An 18,210-nucleotide genomic window follows, 5' to 3' on the forward strand; every position below is an offset into this window, starting at 1 on the left:
TTGATGCAAAACAAGAAAAATGAAATTTGGGTTGGGGCTTTTGTCTTGATTGCGTTGGCTGCAATCATTTTCTTATGTCTGAAAGTTGCGGATATCCGCTCTTTCGGCAGTCAGCCAACTTATCGTGTCTATGCCGCATTTGACAATATTGGTGGCCTGAAAGTGCGTTCACCGGTGAAAGTCGGTGGCGTGGTGATTGGCCGTGTGGAAAAAATCTGGTTGGATCACAAAACCTATACACCACAAGTTGAATTGGATATTTTTACGCAATACGACAATATACCAAATACCAGCTCGCTTTCTATCCGAACTTCAGGGTTGTTGGGTGAACAATATATTGCACTCAATATTGGTTTTGATGACCCTGATTTGGGAACCTCCATGTTGAAAGATGGAGACAAGATTGAAGATACCAAGCCAGCGATAGTACTTGAAGATTTGATTGGTCAGTTCTTGTATAAGAGCGGTAGCGGAAATCAGGAAAAATCCGCTTCGACACCTGAACAAGCACACTAACCAGTAAACTAATGCTTAGGAGAAATAATACTTATGTTTAAGCGATTACTCATGGTTGCGTTGCTTGTGGTTGCGCCATTGGCCAGCGCTACGGATCAAACTAATCCCTACGCCTTGATGAAAGATGCGGCAGAAAAAACGTTTACCCGTTTGAAGAATGATCAGCCGCAGATTCAGTCGAACCCAGACACCCTGCGTCAAATTGTACGTCAAGAATTGTTGCCTTATGTGCAAATAAAATATGCTGGGGCACTGGTATTGGGGCCTTATTACAAACAAGCGACACCTGAGCAGCGTGACGTTTATTTCAAGGCGTTTGAATCCTATCTGGAGCAGGCATACGGTCAGGCTTTGGCGATGTATCATGGGCAAAATTACCAAATTGCACCAGAACAGCCATTGGGCGATAAGACAATCGTGGCAATCCGTGTCACGATTACTGATTCTAATGGGCAACCGCCGGTTCGTTTGGATTTCCAATGGCGTAAAAACAGTAAAACGGGTTACTGGCAGGCTTACGACATGATCGCTGAAGGCGTGAGCATGATCACCACTAAACAGAATGAGTGGGCGGATATCCTACGTCAGAAAGGTATTGATGGGCTGACCGAACAATTGGCTATCAGCGCGAAAGCGCCAATCACTTTAGAAAAGAAAAAGTGATATGAAACAGGATACTCTTGATAACGGCATAGCCGGTAAAGCATCGTCCAGTCAGGAGACAGTAAGCTGGGAGAAAACGGAGAGTACACTGTTTCTGAAAGGAACATTGGATCGTGACAGCTTGCTTCCTTTGTGGCAACAAAAAGACCGCGTGATGGAGGGGATCGATAACATTGATGTTTCCCAGCTTCATCATGTGGATTCCACCGGGCTGGCTCTTTTTGTTCGCTTAAAGGGAGAGTGTCAGCAACAGGGTAGAACGCTGGTACTTTCAGGCGTGGGAGAACGTCTGGGAACGTTGGTTGCATTGTATGGTCTGCAAAGTCTTCTTAACGATAACCAGCCCAAAACGTAATTCTTCCTTCCGGTAATCAGCGCCCTTGTAAGCCATCCCCTTACAGGGGCGTTTTTCTTGGTTTAAGAGTCGTCTGGATTCCATTAGGATAGGCATCTACTATTATTTTTTTAACGACACTATTTTCTAACGATGGGTGTGAGCAAATTTATGGATACTAATGAAATTAAAAAAGTGCTGATGGAAAATTTGGCACTTGATGAAGCTATCGTTAGCGGCGATGGCAGCCATTTTCAGGTTATTGTCGTGGGCGCAATTTTTGATGGACTGAACCGTGTCAAACAACAACAGACAGTTTACGCTCCTCTGATGGAATACATTGCAGATAATCGCATTCATGCGTTGTCAATCAAAGCCTATACACCTGCGCAGTGGCAACGTGACCGCAAGCTTCAGGGATTTTGAGGCTGTTTGCTTCGCCGCGAACAGCACACTTTGAATTAAACAAGAGAATCATGACAGATGGATAAATTTCGTGTGAAAGGGCCTACTTGCCTGTCGGGAGAGGTTACGATTTCCGGGGCAAAAAATGCCGCATTACCAATTATGTTCGCAGCGTTGCTGGCAGAAGAGCCAGTTGAATTACAGAATGTTCCTGAATTGAAAGATATTGATACTACTATCAAACTGCTCAATCGCTTAGGAACGAAAGTGGAACGTAATGGCTCTATTTTTGTTGATGCCAGTGGAGTCAATGAATATTGTGCTCCTTATGAGCTAGTCAAGACAATGCGCGCTTCCATCTGGGCATTGGGACCGCTGGTGGCGCGTTTCGGTCAGGGACAAGTCTCTTTGCCGGGCGGTTGTGCCATTGGGGCCCGTCCTGTCGATCTCCATATTTCCGGGCTGGAGCAGCTTGGTGCGAAAATCGTACTGGATGAAGGTTATGTCAAAGCTTCTGTAGATGGCCGTTTGAAAGGGGCCAGCATTGTCATGGATAAAGTCAGTGTTGGAGCAACAGTGACTATTATGACAGCGGCAACATTGGCGGAAGGTACAACTGTCATTGAGAATGCGGCGCGTGAACCTGAAATTGAAGATACCGCTAATTTCCTCAATACATTGGGAGCAAAAATCAGTGGTGCAGGCACTGATCGCATCGTAATTGAGGGGGTTGAACGTTTAGGCGGTGGGGTTCATCGCGTACTCCCTGATCGTATCGAAACAGGTACTTTTCTGGTGGCTGCGGCGATTTCCCGCGGCAAAGTGGTTTGCCGCCATGCCAAGCCCGATACATTGGATGCTGTTTTAGCGAAACTGCGTGAAGCGGGTGCGGACATCAAAGTGGGAGAGGATTGGGTTAGCCTTGATATGCACGGTCAGCGCCCTAAAGCAGTCACATTCCGCACGGCTCCACATCCGGGCTTCCCGACCGATATGCAGGCGCAATTCAGCCTGTTGAATATGGTTGCGGATGGCGCAGGAATGATCACTGAAACCATCTTTGAAAATCGCTTTATGCACATTCCTGAGTTGATTCGTATGGGGGCTCGGGCAGAAATTGAGAGCAATACAGTGCTATGCCATGGCGTTGAAAAACTGTCTGGCGCTCAGGTGATGGCGACTGACTTGCGCGCCTCTGCAAGCTTAGTGCTGGCAGGTTGTATTGCTGAAGGAACTACAGTTGTCGATCGTATTTATCATATCGACCGGGGTTACGAGCATATCGAAGATAAACTGCGTGGTCTTGGGGCGAATATTGAGCGAATTAAGTCAACTGATTAAGCGAAATTAGTTTTTTCTTCGTTCATTCAATCCCTCGTCCGTAAAGGGGCGAGGGATTAAACATCTTTTTTCCATGCACCGTTCAGATTTCGAGTGCACAGATTTTCAAGGCACCAATTTCACTAACCATCAATTTCACTACCTATTAATTTTACTAACCATCAAACTCATCAATAGTGACACTTAGGGTCAGTGAAGTTCCATCACGCAGTACGGTGACAGGAACAACACTACCGGGATGAATTTCTGCGACTTGATCCATCGTTTCAGTGGGTGATACGGCAGGTTGGTGATTGACGCTGGTAATGATATCGCCCACTTTGATGCCAGCTTTTTCGGCCGGGCCTCCCGGTGCAACCTGAAAAACACGCATGCCTTGAATTTGATTGATATTACTGCCTGATGAGCGAATATGGGGTAATTCTCTGGCTGTGATGCCTATATATCCTCTAATAACCCGTCCGTCACGGATCAATTTCTGCATGATTGTCGTAGCCAATTTCGTTGGAATGGCAAATCCTAATCCTTCAGGCGTCGTGCCAAACTCTGACTTATCAAACGTTAACGTATTGATCCCGACCAATTCCCCTAATGTATTAACCAAAGCGCCACCCGAGTTACCCTGATTAATTGAGGCATCTGTTTGCAGGAAATTTTGGCGTCGGGTCGGGCTAAGCCCTACACGCCCTGTCGCACTGATAATGCCCTGCGTGATGGTTTGCCCCAAATTGTACGGATTACCGATAGCCAGAACGACATCGCCTACATGAGCCACACGTTTAGGATTGATGGGGATCACAGGAAGATCTGTGGCATTAATTTTCAGGACTGCCAAATCGGTTGGGTCATCTGAACCGACCAACAGGGCTTCATAAAAACGACCGTCTTGCAGGGCGACAATGATGGAACCGGCTTTATTAATGACATGCTTGTTAGTCAGAATATAGCCATATTCACTCATTATGACGCCAGAACCCAAGGGACGGAGTTCCCGGCTTTCATGGGAAAAACTACCCATACTGCTGCTATAGATATTGACAACAGCAGGAGCTGCCCGCCTGACTCCTTGGCTGAAACTGTAAACTTTATTGCTGGCGTTATCGCTCAGGAGATTTTTTAAGCCATTGGGTTGCAGGGAAGGAATAGCAATCAGCAAGATAGCTGCAATCAATAAACCTATCAGTATAGAGCGCAATAACTTGGTCAGCATGGCATTATTCAGTAATAATTGATTGAAAAGAAGAATAGCATAGAAGCGAACAGACACAGCATAATACTGTGTCTGCCATGGATATACCCTCCGTCTTTCAAGTTGCCGCTTTGTTGGCTGTGCTCATTCACCCCAGCCACATAGTGATCTATGCTCCTGGGGATTCATTCCCTTGCCGTCGCGCTGCATCTTGAAATCCATTGGGAATAGATTGCGCTTTTAATATTTAATTGATTAATTACGCAGCAACAGATAAACATTATCGTCACCACGTATGACGCTTAATGCGATAACTGAAGTTTTATCCTCAATGACCTTACGCAATTCGCCAATATTCCGTACACGCACATTATTGGCGCCAACAATCAGGTCATCTTTCTGCAAACCAGACAGTGCAGCAGGCGAATTCTGAGCAACGGAATCCACTTTGACGCCTTGCGTGTTTTTCACGGTGGCATTGCTCAGGGTTGCACCTTGCAGGGCAATACTCAGTTTTTCTGCTTTGGTTGACTGACCATCACTGTTATCCAATGTTACGGTGACTTCCAGTGGTTTTCCTTTGCGCAGCAGGCCAATTTTGACATCTTTGCCCGGAACGGTTGTGCCAATTTTTGCCCGCAATTCAGCAAAACTGTTGATCTTCTTACCATCAAAGGAAACCAATACATCCCCTGGTTTGATACCCGCTTTGGCAGCAGCCGATTTAGGCATAACTTCGCTGACAAATGCCCCTTGTTGTGCATCTATGTTGAGTGCCTTAGCGATATCTGCGCTCATCTCGGTTCCTTTGATACCGAGTATGCCACGTTTGACTTCTCCGTTGGCAATGAGTTGTGCGGAAAGGTTTCTGGCCATATTACTTGGGATAGCAAAACCAATACCAACGTTACCACCGCCCGGCGCAATAATGGCGGTGTTAATACCGATTAATTCCCCTTTCAGGTTAATCAAGGCACCACCTGAGTTACCGCGGTTAATGGACGCATCGGTCTGGATAAAGTTTTCCAGACCTTCCAGATTCAGGCCACTGCGGCCAAGAGCGGAAATGATCCCGGATGTAACAGTTTGCCCCAGCCCAAATGGATTGCCGATTGCTACGGAGTAATCCCCGACGCGCAGTTGGTCGGAATCAGCGAACTTAATGGCTGTCAGATTTTTGGCATCTTTCAGTTCTAAGAGTGCAATGTCAGTTTGTGGATCGCGCCCGACCAGTTTTGCGGAGTATTCACGACCGTCATTTAATTGGACTCGTATCTTGTTGGCATTTTCAATGACATGACTATTGGTCAGCACATAGCCTTTATTGGCATCAATAATAACGCCGGAGCCTAACCCCTTGAATGGGCGGCTTCTCTGTTCTTGTGGTGGAAAAGCAGGCCCAAAGAAGAATTGGAAATCTTCGGGTAATTGAAGCTGTTGATTTTGTACTTCAGTACCTGAGACATGCACAGTAACAACGGAAGGAAGGACTTTTTCCAGCATTGGCGCCAGACTGGGCAATTCTTGAGAGGCCACGGCAGCAGGTAACGCTGCATTACTTACCATTGGAACTGAAGCTAAAGACAGTCCAATACTGATAGCGAGTGCGCTAAGCAATGTATTTTTTCTTTTCATTGAATACGTTCTCTTAATACCTAAGCCAAAAAAGGGAAGTTGTACTTAAGAGACCTATCCTGTCAGGGAGTTTAATTTTCCCGGAAATTACGCTTATCGGGATAGGTTCTAGGCATAATTGATTCGATGCTGTTATGACTACTGATTATTCAGCAAAGTTCACTAATAATGTAGTTTCAAGGAATTTCTTTACAGGTATTTACGTGAATTCACTGTTAATGCGCCGTGGCACCGAATGTTACCACGGCAAAAAAATTTATTGTTTCTTATCTTGGATAGGACGGAACAGGCCGGATGCACCCTCAGAATAGTCCCGTGGAGGCATGTCCGATGCCATTTTATTTTTCTCGGCTTCGGATTTGCTGAGACGATAATTGAAAGGATTATCCTGTATCGGCATGTTAGGCATCAGGTCGTTGGAACTTTTGGCCATGTGCTGATATAACTGACGATAATCGCGAGCCATATTATCAAGTAACTCCGCACTACGGGCGAAATGGCTGACTAACTCTTTGCGATACTCTTCCAACTCAGTCCGGTTTTTCTCTAGTTCTGCTTGTAGTTCATTCTGTTGGCGTACTTTTGAGCTGCCAAAGCGGACAGCCAGCGCGCCGACGATAAAACCAATGATTAATCCGATCAGTGCATATTCCCAAGTCATGGCAACTCCTTTAGTCACATCATTGTTCTACAATACCAGTTCTGCATACCAGTTCTGCAATATCATTACTACCACTATAACCTTACTACCACTATAACCGTTAATTTAGCCTGAGTGGAATATTGATTATTATTTAATTAATTTATACATCATCTAATGTGTTAATTTTATACAGATTTGCTAGGGTATGCCGTGAATTATATCTGATAGTTTTCAAGTTACAGCGTAGCCAGTAAAGCGAAATTTTGGATAAGAAGTCATATAATGAACTGAAATCAGAGGAGATTGACGTAACTCTTATCAGTCAAATGTCATACGTGCTGAGAATAAAAAATTTTTAAGGATTGCCACTTTCATGTCACCGATTACACCTTCATCTCTCTATCAATCTGCGTTGTCTGATGGTCAGTACCAGCCTGATGATGTGCAGAGAAATACGGTTGCACGCTTGGATACTCTTCATCACGACCTCATTAATGCCAACCCTTGCTATTCTCCACAACCCAATAAACTGAAAGGAATATTTGGCAAGTTATTTGGGAGACAAGCCCCCGAACCGTGTCGTCCCGTTCAGGGGCTTTATATGTGGGGTGGTGTCGGACGCGGAAAAACATGGTTGATGGATATGTTTTTCCAGAGCCTGCCCACGGAGCGAAAGTTACGCCTTCATTTTCATCGTTTCATGCTGCGGGTGCATGAAGAGCTAATGACCCTGCAAGGGTATGAAGACCCTTTGGAGATAGTGGCTGATGGCTTCAAGGCAGAGACGGATATACTCTGTTTCGATGAGTTTTTTGTTTCTGATATCACGGATGCGATGATCCTCGGTACTTTGCTGGAAGCTCTGTTTATGCGGGGAATTGCATTGGTAGCAACATCCAACATTCCACCGGATGATTTATACCGAAATGGATTGCAGCGCGCGCGGTTTCTGCCAGCCATTGAGCAAATAAAAAAATATTGTGATGTCATGAATGTCGATGCGGGCATTGACTATCGGTTGCGGACACTCACACAGGCACATCTCTATTTGACGCCATTATCGGAAGAAAATCGGCAGGAGATGCAGCGTATGTTCCAACGTTTATCCGGGCGGGAAGGTGAACCGAATCCGGTTTTGCAGATTAATCATCGCAGTATGCCTACAATCAGCAGCGTTGACGGGGTATTGGCCATCAACTTTAAGACCTTGTGCGAAGATCCCCGCAGCCAGTTGGATTACATTGCGTTATCGAAACTTTATCATTCGGTATTGCTGCATGACATGCCAATAATGACTACTTTGTATGAAAGTGCAGCACGACGCTTCATTGCATTGGTTGATGAATTCTATGAACGGCATGTGAAGCTTATTATCAATGCTGAAGTATCAATGGAGCAGCTTTATCAGGGAGAATTGCTGACGTTTGAATATCGGCGTTGCTTGTCCCGATTGCAGGAAATGCAAAGCGAGGAATACCTGAAACTTCCGCATTTACCTTGATATATTGATGCTTATGGGAGAAGGCAGCATTGGTCTACTGGATAATTATTGAATTTGGGGTCGATTTTTTACAATGACTTCTCTATAATCTTGCGACCCCACGTTACAGCAAGATTTTTTTTCCCAAAAAACTTGCATTAGTGCCGGCATAGGCTATTCGAAGGGGTAGGTTTGCTGGACATGAGTCGTGTGAACCTCAAAAACAGTTTCTGAACATCGAGTGTTCACCAACGTGTAACTTATAATTGGGTAAGCTTTAATGAAAACTTTTACAGCTAAACCAGAAACCGTAAAACGCGACTGGTATGTTGTTGACGCAGACGGCAAAACTTTGGGCCGCCTTGCAACTGAAATAGCTCGTCGCCTGCGCGGCAAGCACAAAGCGGAATATACTCCGCACGTTGATACTGGTGATTACATCATTATTGTTAACGCAGAAAAAGTTGCTGTAACCGGCAACAAACGTGCTGACAAGATCTATTATCACCACACTGGCCACATCGGTGGTATCAAGCAAGCGACCTTTGAAGAGATGATTGCTCGCCGTCCTGAGCGTGTCATTGAAATCGCGGTTAAAGGCATGCTGCCAAAAGGGCCACTGGGTCGTGCAATGTACCGTAAACTGAAAGTTTACGCGGGCAGCGAGCACAACCATGCGGCACAGCAACCACAAGTTCTGGACATTTAATCGGGATTATAGGCAATGGCTGAAAATCAATACTACGGCACTGGTCGCCGCAAAAGCTCTTCCGCGCGTGTCTTCATTAAGCCAGGTAGCGGTAACATCGTAATCAACCAACGCAGCCTCGAAGTTTACTTCGGTCGTGAAACTGCGCGCATGGTTGTTCGTCAACCACTTGAGCTGGTTGAAATGCTGGGCAAACTGGATCTGTACATCACTGTTAAAGGTGGTGGTATTTCTGGTCAGGCAGGCGCAATCCGTCACGGTATCACCCGTGCACTGATGGCTTATGACGAGACTCTGCGTTCTGATCTTCGCAAAGCTGGCTTCGTTACTCGCGATGCCCGTGAAGTTGAACGTAAAAAAGTGGGTCTGCGCAAAGCACGTCGTCGTCCACAGTTCTCCAAACGTTAATTTATTGCCGCCTTTGTGGCATTGGATTAAAGTTGAAAACCCGTCATTTTATGGCGGGTTTTTTTACGTTATGGGCTTTTTCATTCTTCGATAATTCTCTTTTTTTGCTAAAAAATAGCATATTAAAGAAACAAATCTTTAGACTCCAATATTTCATCATTAATTCTCGATGTACTTCCCCACAAAATGTGCAAAATCTGGTAGACTAGTAACAATTTTTTGCCTTATCCATGAGTTTGCCTGATTTGGCAGAGGTAAAACATATCTTCGAAATATTTCTCGTTACCGCCAGCAACGCTGTCACTTGAAAGATGAAGGGATAACAACCTCAGATAATAAGTGCGAAACAGGATGAGAATATGAGCGAGAATGGCCGCTGTTCACTGAAGGGCTGTTCGTTCCTTTTTTTAGATAAACTTGGAGGTTTTCATGGCTGTCGCTGCCAACAAACGTTCGGTAATGACTCTGTTTTCCGGCCCGACCGACATTTTTAGCCATCAAGTGCGAATTGTACTGGCGGAAAAGGGGGTCAGCGTTGAGATTGAACACGTTGAAGCAGGTAATTTACCTCAGGATTTAATTGATCTGAATCCCTACCAATCCGTTCCTACTCTCGTTGATCGTGAGCTGACCCTGTATGATTCTCGCATCATTATGGAATATCTGGATGAGCGTTTCCCGCATCCGCCACTCATGCCTGTGTATCCTGTTGCTCGTGGCTCCAGCCGCCTGATGATGCATAGAATTGAAAAAGACTGGTATTCTCTGATGTACAAAATTCAGGCAGGAAATGTTCAGGAAGCTAATGCTGCACGGAAACAGCTTGCTGAAGAATTGCTGGCTATTGGGCCTATTTTCAGGGAAATGCCTTTCTTCATGAGTGATGAATTCAGCTTGGTCGACTGTTACTTGTCTCCGCTGCTGTGGCGTTTGCCTGTCTTGGGTGTTGAATTGTCAGGCCCGGGTGCAAAAGATCTTCAAGTCTATATGCAGCGTGTATTTGAACGTGACGCATTTTTGGCTTCGTTGACGGAAGCAGAACGTGAAATGCGTTTACAATCACGGAGTTAATTTATGGAGATGACTCAAATGTCTCCACGTCGTCCTTATCTATTGCGGGCACATTATGAGTGGTTGCTGGATAATGAAATGACCCCGCATATTGTTGTGGATGTTAGTCTGTACGGAGTAAATGTTCCGTTAGAATATGCACAGAATGGTCAGATTATCCTGAATATTTCACCGAGGGCAGTTGGTAATCTGGAATTAACCAACGATGAAGTTAGATTCAATGCCCGTTTTGGTGGTGTTGCACGTCAAGTCACTGTCCCAATGGAGGCTGTTCTTGCGGTTTATGCCCGTGAGAATGGTGCGGGAATGATGTTTGAACCGGAACTCGCCTATGAAGAGAGTAGCGAGTCAGAAGGAGTGGATTCGCCGGTAGCAGACAATTTGGTACTTATCCACGATAAGAAAATTTCTCGTGATGATAATTCACCAGACGATGAACCCCCTCAACCACCAAAAGGTCGCCCAACCTTGCGTGTTGTAAAATAATTGCGCAGTAAACGACATTCCAATCTGAATTTCAAGGTGCAGCCTATAAAAGCGGCAACTTGAAAGACGACGGATATAAAAATAAAGGAGACATTGTTCTCCTTTATTTTTTTATATCAGTTCATTTAGCGTCAAAAATAGACACTGGCTGCCTTTTCAATTTCCCATCGACACGTTTCGATATTGTCCCGATTTTTTCCCTGCTTAGACTGATCTGCCGCTTTTAGGCTGTCCATCGCGCTCTTAAAAAATGCTCTCTTTTGCGATTTTCCTGTTATCGTTGGAGGAATATTACAGATATCAGCAAATGAAAAAGCGCGATGTTTGTTTGTCAATTCTAATACCTCAACGGGATTATTAACCAAAGCAAGTGATAAGGCGTCGATAATCTGTTTCGAAGCGTTTGGGTGAATATTTTGGGATAATTTGAAGGCAATTTGTACCCATTGGCTATCACCAGTTGAGATGTTATGGGTAATATTGCTCCACTCTCGTTCTTCGCTTAATTCAGCCACAACAGCATTTACCCCTCTTTCCTGCACCTGTTGCATGATCTTTTCGGGCGTAGCGAATCTGGCAACCGACGGCAAACTTATCAAGGATATGAAGGAGAAGAAGAGTACCTGTGTGAATAAGCGCATATATTTCTTCCTGGTTATTATTACTTTAATGATCTTTAAATTTAGTACTATTTAATCAGTTACACTGAGAAGTTTTCTTTTCGAAAAAAATAAACCTTGTTGCTGTATTACGGTATTGCACTATTGTTGTGTTGCTGTAACGAGTGGGAGATTAAATTGGAATATTTGACTTTAGGATATAAGAATAATCGCATAAAACCAAAAATTAAAATCAGTGTGGTAGTAAGAACAAAATAAAAAAATAGGATTCTTTTAATTTATTGAAATTTTCTCCGGCTTTCTGCCGGAGAAAATAGGGGGAAATAAAGAGGGAAAATTAAGTATTACACTTCAAGATAATCAAGAACGCTGGAAGCGGCTCTTCTGCCTTCGGCGATTGCAGTTACTACTAAGTCAGAACCGCGTACTGCATCTCCACCTGCGAATATTTTGGGGTTACTGGTTTGGAAAGGTAATTCACTGGATTCGGGGGCGATAATGCGTCCCTTTTGATCGAGTTCGACTTGATGTTCGTCTAGCCAGCTCATCGTGTGAGGCTTAAAACCAAACGCCATAATCACCGCATCAGCTTCTATCAGGAATTCGGAGCCTTGAATGATCTCGGCTTCACGACGACCTTTTTCATCCATGACACCTAGCTGGGTTTTCACGACCCTGACGCCACAAACTTGTCCAGTGCTATTAACCTCAATACGAATTGGTTGAAGATTGAAGCGGAATTCAACACCTTCCTCTTTCGCATTTTTCACTTCCCGGCGAGAACCGGGCATATTTTCTTCATCCCGGCGATAGGCACAGATAACGCTCGTAGCGCCTTGGCGAACTGAAGTACGAACGCAGTCCATGGCTGTATCACCGCCACCCAGAACCAATACACGTTTACCTTTCATATCAACATAAGGTTGTTCTGATAGAGAAGAGTAGCCCATCAACTGACGAGTATTAGCGATTAAAAAAGGCAGGGCATCATATACCCCGTCCGCATCTTCGTTTTCCAGCCCGGCGTGAATGGATTGGTAAGTGCCCACGCCAAGAAATACAGCATCAAATTCTTTTGTGAGTTCGGCCAGCGAGATGTCTTTACCGATTTCAGTATCTAAGCGGAATTCGATACCCATATCGGAGAACATTTCACGGCGACGAATCATCACCTCTTTTTCCAGTTTGAAAGCAGGAATGCCAAATGTGAGCAAGCCTCCGATTTCAGGATGGCGATCATAAACCACGGCCTGCACACCGTTACGGGTAAGGACATCTGCGCAGGCCAATCCTGCGGGGCCAGCACCAATCACTGCCACCCGTTTGCCTGTCGGGGTGACATGTGACATATCCGGTTTCCAACCCATGGCTATAGCCGTGTCGTTAATATAGCGTTCGATGTTGCCAATAGTGACTGCACCAAAGTCATCATTCAGCGTACAGGCGCCTTCACACAGGCGATCTTGTGGACAAACCCGTCCGCAGACTTCTGGCAAGCTGTTAGTCTGGTGTGATAACTCTGCTGCTTCAATGATGCGCCCTTCATTGGCAAGTTTCAGCCAGTTTGGAATGTAGTTATGTACGGGACATTTCCATTCACAGTACGGGTTACCGCATGCAAGGCAACGATCTGCTTGTGCTTGCGCCTGAATTTCTGAAAATGATTCATAAATTTCCACAAATTCTATTTTCCGGATTTTCAACGGCTTCTTAGGCGGATCGACACGCTGTAAGTCGATAAATTGATAAACATTCTGGCTCATTATTGACTCCTTACTGCGCCTGAACCCGCAATTCCGCAGAAGAACGGCTACGGTGTCCCAACAACGCGCTGACATCACTGGATTTGGGTTTAACCAGCGCAAATTTATTAACCCATTGTGACCAATTCTCCAATAGGCTTTCGCCATGTTGAGAACCAGTCAGACGGACGTGCTCGGTGATTAATCCCCGCAGATGTTCCTTGTGAATGGCGAGGGCATCCATGGAGAGAACTTCCACCAGCTCTGGATTAACACGTTTGCGGAAATCATCGGACTCATCAAGCACGTAAGCGAATCCGCCGGTCATGCCTGCACCAAAGTTTACGCCGGTGTTGCCGAGAACACAGACGATGCCGCCAGTCATATATTCACAGCCGTTATCGCCGATTCCCTCAATCACAGTGATGGCACCGGAATTACGTACTGCGAAGCGTTCACCAGCACACCCTGCGGCAAATAATTTTCCACCTGTCGCGCCATAAAGACAGGTATTGCCGATAATGGTGGCTTCGTTACTCTTGAAGGCTGAACCAACAGGAGGGAGGATAACAATTCTGCCGCCAGCCATACCCTTACCGACATAATCATTGGCATCGCCGGTTAAGGTCAATTCGACGCCACTTGCATTCCAGACACCAAAACTTTGCCCGGCCGTGCCGGTGAAATGCAGTTTGATCGGGTCGGCCGCTAACCCTTGGTCGCCATATCGCGCCGCAATCTCGCCGGAGAGTGATGCCCCCACAGAACGGTCAGTATTTTGAATATCAAAATAGAACGTTTTACTCTGCGCATTTTCCACATAAGGCATGGCTTGAGTGACGATTGATTTATTTAACTCACCTTGATCGAAGGGAGGGTTATCCTCCGTACAGTGTAAATCTTTGCCCGCATGCGGCTCTGCGGTTTCCAGCAAAGTCTCAAGACTGAGCTTACTTTGTTTGGCAGAAATCCCCTCAAGTATTTCCAGCAGGTCTGTTCGGCCAATCAAATCAATGAGCCGCTTCACGCCTAATTGCGCCATCAGCTCACGTGTCTCCTGCGCAATAAAGTGAAAGTAATTAATGACTCTTTCTGGCAGGCCATGATAGTGAGACTGACGCAGTTTTTCATCTTGCGTCGCAACTCCCGTTGCACAGTTATTTAAGTGGCAGATACGCAGATATTTACAGCCGAGGGCCACCATCGGGCCAGTGCCAAAACCAAAACTTTCTGCACCTAAAATGGCTGCCTTGATGATATCCAGACCTGTTTTCAATCCCCCATCAACCTGAAGACGGATTTTATGGCGCAACCCATTGGCAACCAGCGCCTGCTGCGTTTCCACAAGCCCCAATTCCCACGGACAACCGGCATATTTTACGGAAGACAAGGGGCTTGCACCGGTTCCTCCGTCATAACCGGCAATAGTAATCAGATCGGCGTAGGCTTTGGCGACACCTGTGGCAATCGTGCCTACTCCCGGCTCTGAAACCAGTTTCACTGAAATCAGCGCCTTCGGATTCACTTGCTTAAGATCGAAAATCAGTTGAGCCAAATCTTCGATAGAATAAATATCATGATGTGGTGGTGGTGAAATTAGTGTGACTCCCGGTACGGAGTAACGCAATTTTGCGATATAAGGCGTTACCTTATCCCCCGGTAATTGACCGCCTTCTCCTGGTTTTGCGCCTTGTGCGACCTTTATCTGAATCACATCGGCACTCGCCAGATACGCGGGTGTTACGCCAAATCGACCCGATGCGACCTGTTTAATGCGGGAAACTTTCTTTGTGCCGTAACGAGCGGGATCTTCCCCGCCTTCGCCAGAATTAGAAAAACCACCCAAAGTATTCATCGCTTCTGCCAGCGCTTCATGAGCTTCAGGGCTTAACGCTCCAATCGACATGGCTGCTGTGTCAAAACGTTTGAACAGGGCTTCTGCGGGTTCAACATCCTCAATGGCTATCAGCTCGCCTTTCGGTGCAATAGCCAGTAAATCCCGCAGTGTTGTGACAGGGCGTCCATTCACCAATGCGGAATACTTTTGGTAATCGCTGTACTTGCCGCTGTGAACCGCAGCCTGCAAGGTATTGACGACATCAGGGTTATAAGCGTGGTATTCCCCATTATGGACATATTTCAGCAGCCCGCCCTGATCGATAGTGTGACGATGTAGCCATGCGCGTTTGGAAAGATTCCGCAGATCTTGTTCAAAATCGCTGAAATCCGCCCCTCCAATACGACTGACGACCCCGTTGAAACAGACGTCTGTCACCTCAGGATGCAGGCCGACAGCCTCAAACAATTTAGAGCAGCGATAAGAAGAGATAGTGGAAATGCCCATTTTGGACATAATCTTATACAGCCCTTTATTAACACCGTTGCGATAATTCAGCATAACGCGGGCATATGGCGTGTTGATTGTGCCATCATCCACCATTTTTCCCAGTGACTCATAGGCCAGATAAGGGTAAACAGCAGTAGCACCAAAGCCCAGCAATACAGCAAAATGATGTGGATCACGCGCGCTGGCAGTTTCTACGATCAAGTTGGCATCGCAGCGCAGGTTTTTCTCAACCAAACAGTGCTGAATGGCACCGACAGCCATTGGTGCAGGGATTGGCAGCTTTTCGGGTGAAATATTACGATCGGATAGCACCAGTAATACTGCGCCATTACGGGCGAGTTTTTCTGCTCTTTCGCATAAGGTTGCAACTGCACTTTGAAGGCTGCTTTCCTGTGGATTGAAGGTTAAATCCAACGTATCAGCACGATAATAGGATTCTTGCTGCGTAGTCAGTTGCACAAAATCAGAGTAGAGCAGAACTGGAGATTCAAAACTCAGTCGATGAGCTTGCCCTTCCGCTTCACAAAAAACATTCATTTCTCGCCCAATACGGGTAGCCAATGACATCACATGGGCTTCACGCAGCGGATCGATGGGAGGATTGGTGACTTGGGCAAATTGTTGGCGGAAATAATCATAGATAATGCGCGGTCGGCTGGATAGTACGGCAAACGGCGTATCATCTCCCATTGATCCGGTAGCTTCCTGGGCATTTTCACCAAGGGTACGGATAATTTGATCCAGTTCCTCATTACTGTAGGCAAATTGCTTGTGATAAGTTGCCAACAGCCGATCATCTAAATCCCTTTGACCCACTTGATCTTCCGGCAATTCCTCAAATGGGGTCAAACGCTTAACATTTTTCTCCAGCCATTCTTTATAAGGATGTCTGAGTTTCAAATCATTATCCGTTTCAGCGGAATGAAGAATGCGGCCTGCATAGGTATCAATGACCATTAACTCACCCGGCCCAACACGGCCTTTCTCCACGACTTCATCGGGTTGGTAATCCCAAATACCCACTTCAGAAGCACAGGTAATCAGCTTATCTTTGGTGATCACATAACGGGCAGGACGCAGGCCATTGCGATCCAGATTGCAGGCCGCATAGCGCCCATCGGAAATAACGATGCCGGCAGGGCCATCCCACGGTTCCATGTGCATAGAATTGAAATCGAAGAATGCGCGCAGGTCATCATCCATATCAGGGTTATTCTGCCATGCAGGTGGCACCAGCAGTCGCATCGCGCGAATTAAATCCATACCGCCATTGAGGAACAGCTCCAGCATATTGTCTAATGAGCTGGAGTCTGAGCCTGTTTCATTCACGAAAGGTGCAGCGGTATGCAAATCAGGGATCAGTGGCGTGCGAAACTTATAGGCTCTCGCTTTAGCCCATTCACGGTTGCCTGTAATGGTATTGATTTCCCCATTATGCGCCAGATAACGAAACGGTTGTGCCAGAGGCCAGCGGGGAACCGTATTGGTCGAAAAACGTTGGTGGAATAAACAGATAGAAGATTCCATCCGCAAGTCGGCCAAATCTGGATAGAAACGGGGTAAATCCGCAGCCATGCACAGTCCTTTGTAAATTGTGACCAGATTAGACAGGCTGCAAATATAAAAATCATTGTCAGTGATGCGTTTTTCTATACGACGTCGGGCAACGAATAACCGGCGTTCTAAATCCTGCGAGCGCCATCCGGCAGGTGCATTGACAAAAATCTGTTCAATGCGGGGCAGGCTTGACAGGGCAATATCCCCCAAAATATCGCGATTGATGGGAACTTCCCGCCAACCCACAATAGATAAGGTTTCGTTTTGTAATTCTTGTTCGATGATGTCACGGCATGATTGAGCTATTTTGGCATCCTGACTCAGAAACAGCATACCGACTGCATAGTTCTTGGCTAGCCGCCATGAATGCTCGCTGGCAGTCATCTGAAAAAAACGATCGGGCTTTTGCATTAATAAGCCACAACCATCGCCAGTTTTTCCATCCGCTAAAATCGCGCCCCGGTGCTGCATCCGAGCCAGAGCATGTATGGCGGTGCGCACCACTTTGTGGCTTGGCTCTCCTTCAATATGCGCGATTAATCCAAAACCACAGTTGTCTTTTTCCTGCAAATTATCATACAACATTGTAAAGCTCCCCAAGTTCTGTCCAGCTCTCACATCACTCGCGAGATGATATAGATATATTATTTCTACAGGCGTCTGATTTGCGCCCTCAGTCAAACGCCACTTGTTCTATTGGCAATAACTTTATTGGCAATAACAAGCGGTAAATCAAAATGATGTTGTGTTACTGCATAAATATGAGCCGAGTGATTATCCGGCAGGTGATTTTCAGTGAATTCCCAACTTAACGGTAAAAAGAGAGCAGGTCAAATAGTGTCAAATGACGTTTATTGCAATGATGTTTTGTTTATTTGATTGAATTTAAATAATAAATAATGTTGTTTTGTGTTTTGTGACCAAGATCATGATCCTTAAATGGTGTGAGCTATATCACTAAGATTGTCGCATTATCTATTTTAGATATGCTCTAAAATACGACGTTACTAGTGTTTTAATCTTGTTTTTTTCGTTTTCTAGAAATTTTGTCGTGTATTTTATGT

The 18,210-nt window shown here is 45.7% G+C and carries 16 protein-coding genes; 10 read left to right on the top strand and 6 right to left on the bottom strand.

Annotated elements, in window-relative coordinates; translation table 11 throughout:
- Positions 1-3: 3 nt before the first annotated feature.
- The 5 genes from mlaD to murA all read left to right on the top strand — a co-directional run bounded on the left by mlaD (position 4) and on the right by murA (position 3,259).
- Positions 4-516, top strand: a complete 513-nt coding sequence (gene mlaD / locus AB204_RS11850; RefSeq protein ID WP_047963579.1) for an outer membrane lipid asymmetry maintenance protein MlaD — start codon at positions 4-6, stop codon at positions 514-516.
- A 33-nt stretch (positions 517-549) separates the two neighbouring features.
- Positions 550-1,179, top strand: coding sequence for a phospholipid-binding protein MlaC (mlaC, locus tag AB204_RS11855; RefSeq protein ID WP_047963580.1), 630 nt, complete (start codon positions 550-552; stop codon positions 1,177-1,179).
- Position 1,180: 1 nt separating this feature from the next.
- Positions 1,181-1,534 (top strand): lipid asymmetry maintenance protein MlaB, encoded by a 354-nt coding sequence (gene mlaB, locus AB204_RS11860; RefSeq protein WP_047963581.1) that lies wholly within the window; start codon positions 1,181-1,183, stop codon positions 1,532-1,534.
- A 150-nt stretch (positions 1,535-1,684) separates the two neighbouring features.
- Entirely contained in the window at positions 1,685-1,939 is a 255-nt protein-coding gene (gene ibaG, locus AB204_RS11865; RefSeq protein ID WP_047963582.1) for a BolA family iron metabolism protein IbaG, read from the top strand.
- A gap of 57 nt (positions 1,940-1,996) precedes the next feature.
- Positions 1,997-3,259 carry a UDP-N-acetylglucosamine 1-carboxyvinyltransferase gene (gene murA / locus AB204_RS11870; protein ID WP_047963583.1) on the top strand — a complete coding sequence of 421 codons (1,263 nt, stop codon included), beginning with the start codon at positions 1,997-1,999 and terminating at the stop codon, positions 3,257-3,259.
- Between the two features lie 154 nt (positions 3,260-3,413).
- Here the strand turns inward: murA and degS are convergent, their stop codons facing one another.
- From degS to zapG, 3 genes are all read right to left on the bottom strand, one after another.
- Positions 3,414-4,469: an outer membrane-stress sensor serine endopeptidase DegS gene (gene degS, locus AB204_RS11875; RefSeq protein WP_047963594.1), complete on the bottom strand. Its 1,056-nt coding sequence runs from the start codon at positions 4,467-4,469 to the stop codon at positions 3,414-3,416.
- A 234-nt stretch (positions 4,470-4,703) separates the two neighbouring features.
- A complete protein-coding gene (gene degQ / locus AB204_RS11880) occupies positions 4,704-6,083 on the bottom strand; it encodes a serine endoprotease DegQ (protein ID WP_047963584.1) in 1,380 nt (459 codons plus the stop codon).
- A gap of 256 nt (positions 6,084-6,339) precedes the next feature.
- Positions 6,340-6,744: a Z-ring associated protein ZapG gene (gene zapG / locus AB204_RS11885; RefSeq protein WP_047963585.1), complete on the bottom strand. Its 405-nt coding sequence runs from the start codon at positions 6,742-6,744 to the stop codon at positions 6,340-6,342.
- Between the two features lie 355 nt (positions 6,745-7,099).
- Between zapG and zapE the strand changes: the two genes are divergently transcribed.
- The 5 genes from zapE (at position 7,100) to sspB (ending at position 10,880) form a co-directional block, all read left to right on the top strand.
- Entirely contained in the window at positions 7,100-8,227 is a 1,128-nt protein-coding gene (gene zapE, locus AB204_RS11890; protein ID WP_047963586.1) for a cell division protein ZapE, read from the top strand.
- Positions 8,228-8,486: 259 nt separating this feature from the next.
- Entirely contained in the window at positions 8,487-8,915 is a 429-nt protein-coding gene (rplM, locus tag AB204_RS11895; protein WP_038259580.1) for a 50S ribosomal protein L13, read from the top strand.
- Between the two features lie 15 nt (positions 8,916-8,930).
- Positions 8,931-9,323, top strand: coding sequence for a 30S ribosomal protein S9 (gene rpsI / locus AB204_RS11900; protein ID WP_010847761.1), 393 nt, complete (start codon positions 8,931-8,933; stop codon positions 9,321-9,323).
- A gap of 429 nt (positions 9,324-9,752) precedes the next feature.
- The gene (sspA, locus tag AB204_RS11905) at positions 9,753-10,394 is read left to right on the top strand and encodes a stringent starvation protein SspA (RefSeq protein ID WP_047963587.1); all 642 of its coding nucleotides are present in this window, start codon (positions 9,753-9,755) and stop codon (positions 10,392-10,394) included.
- A 3-nt stretch (positions 10,395-10,397) separates the two neighbouring features.
- Positions 10,398-10,880: a ClpXP protease specificity-enhancing factor gene (sspB, locus tag AB204_RS11910; protein ID WP_047963588.1), complete on the top strand. Its 483-nt coding sequence runs from the start codon at positions 10,398-10,400 to the stop codon at positions 10,878-10,880.
- A 131-nt stretch (positions 10,881-11,011) separates the two neighbouring features.
- Here sspB and AB204_RS11915 read toward each other — a convergent pair whose 3' ends face one another.
- The 3 genes from AB204_RS11915 to gltB all read right to left on the bottom strand — a co-directional run bounded on the left by AB204_RS11915 (position 11,012) and on the right by gltB (position 17,731).
- The gene (locus AB204_RS11915; protein ID WP_047963589.1) at positions 11,012-11,521 is read right to left on the bottom strand and encodes a hypothetical protein; all 510 of its coding nucleotides are present in this window, start codon (positions 11,519-11,521) and stop codon (positions 11,012-11,014) included.
- A gap of 323 nt (positions 11,522-11,844) precedes the next feature.
- Entirely contained in the window at positions 11,845-13,263 is a 1,419-nt protein-coding gene (locus AB204_RS11920; protein ID WP_047963590.1) for a glutamate synthase small subunit, read from the bottom strand.
- Positions 13,264-13,273: 10 nt separating this feature from the next.
- Positions 13,274-17,731 carry a glutamate synthase large subunit gene (gltB, locus tag AB204_RS11925; protein ID WP_047963591.1) on the bottom strand — a complete coding sequence of 1,486 codons (4,458 nt, stop codon included), beginning with the start codon at positions 17,729-17,731 and terminating at the stop codon, positions 13,274-13,276.
- Positions 17,732-18,210 lie beyond the last annotated feature (479 nt).

Source organism: Xenorhabdus khoisanae (genome assembly GCF_001037465.1).
Lineage (GTDB): Bacteria > Pseudomonadota > Gammaproteobacteria > Enterobacterales > Enterobacteriaceae > Xenorhabdus > Xenorhabdus khoisanae.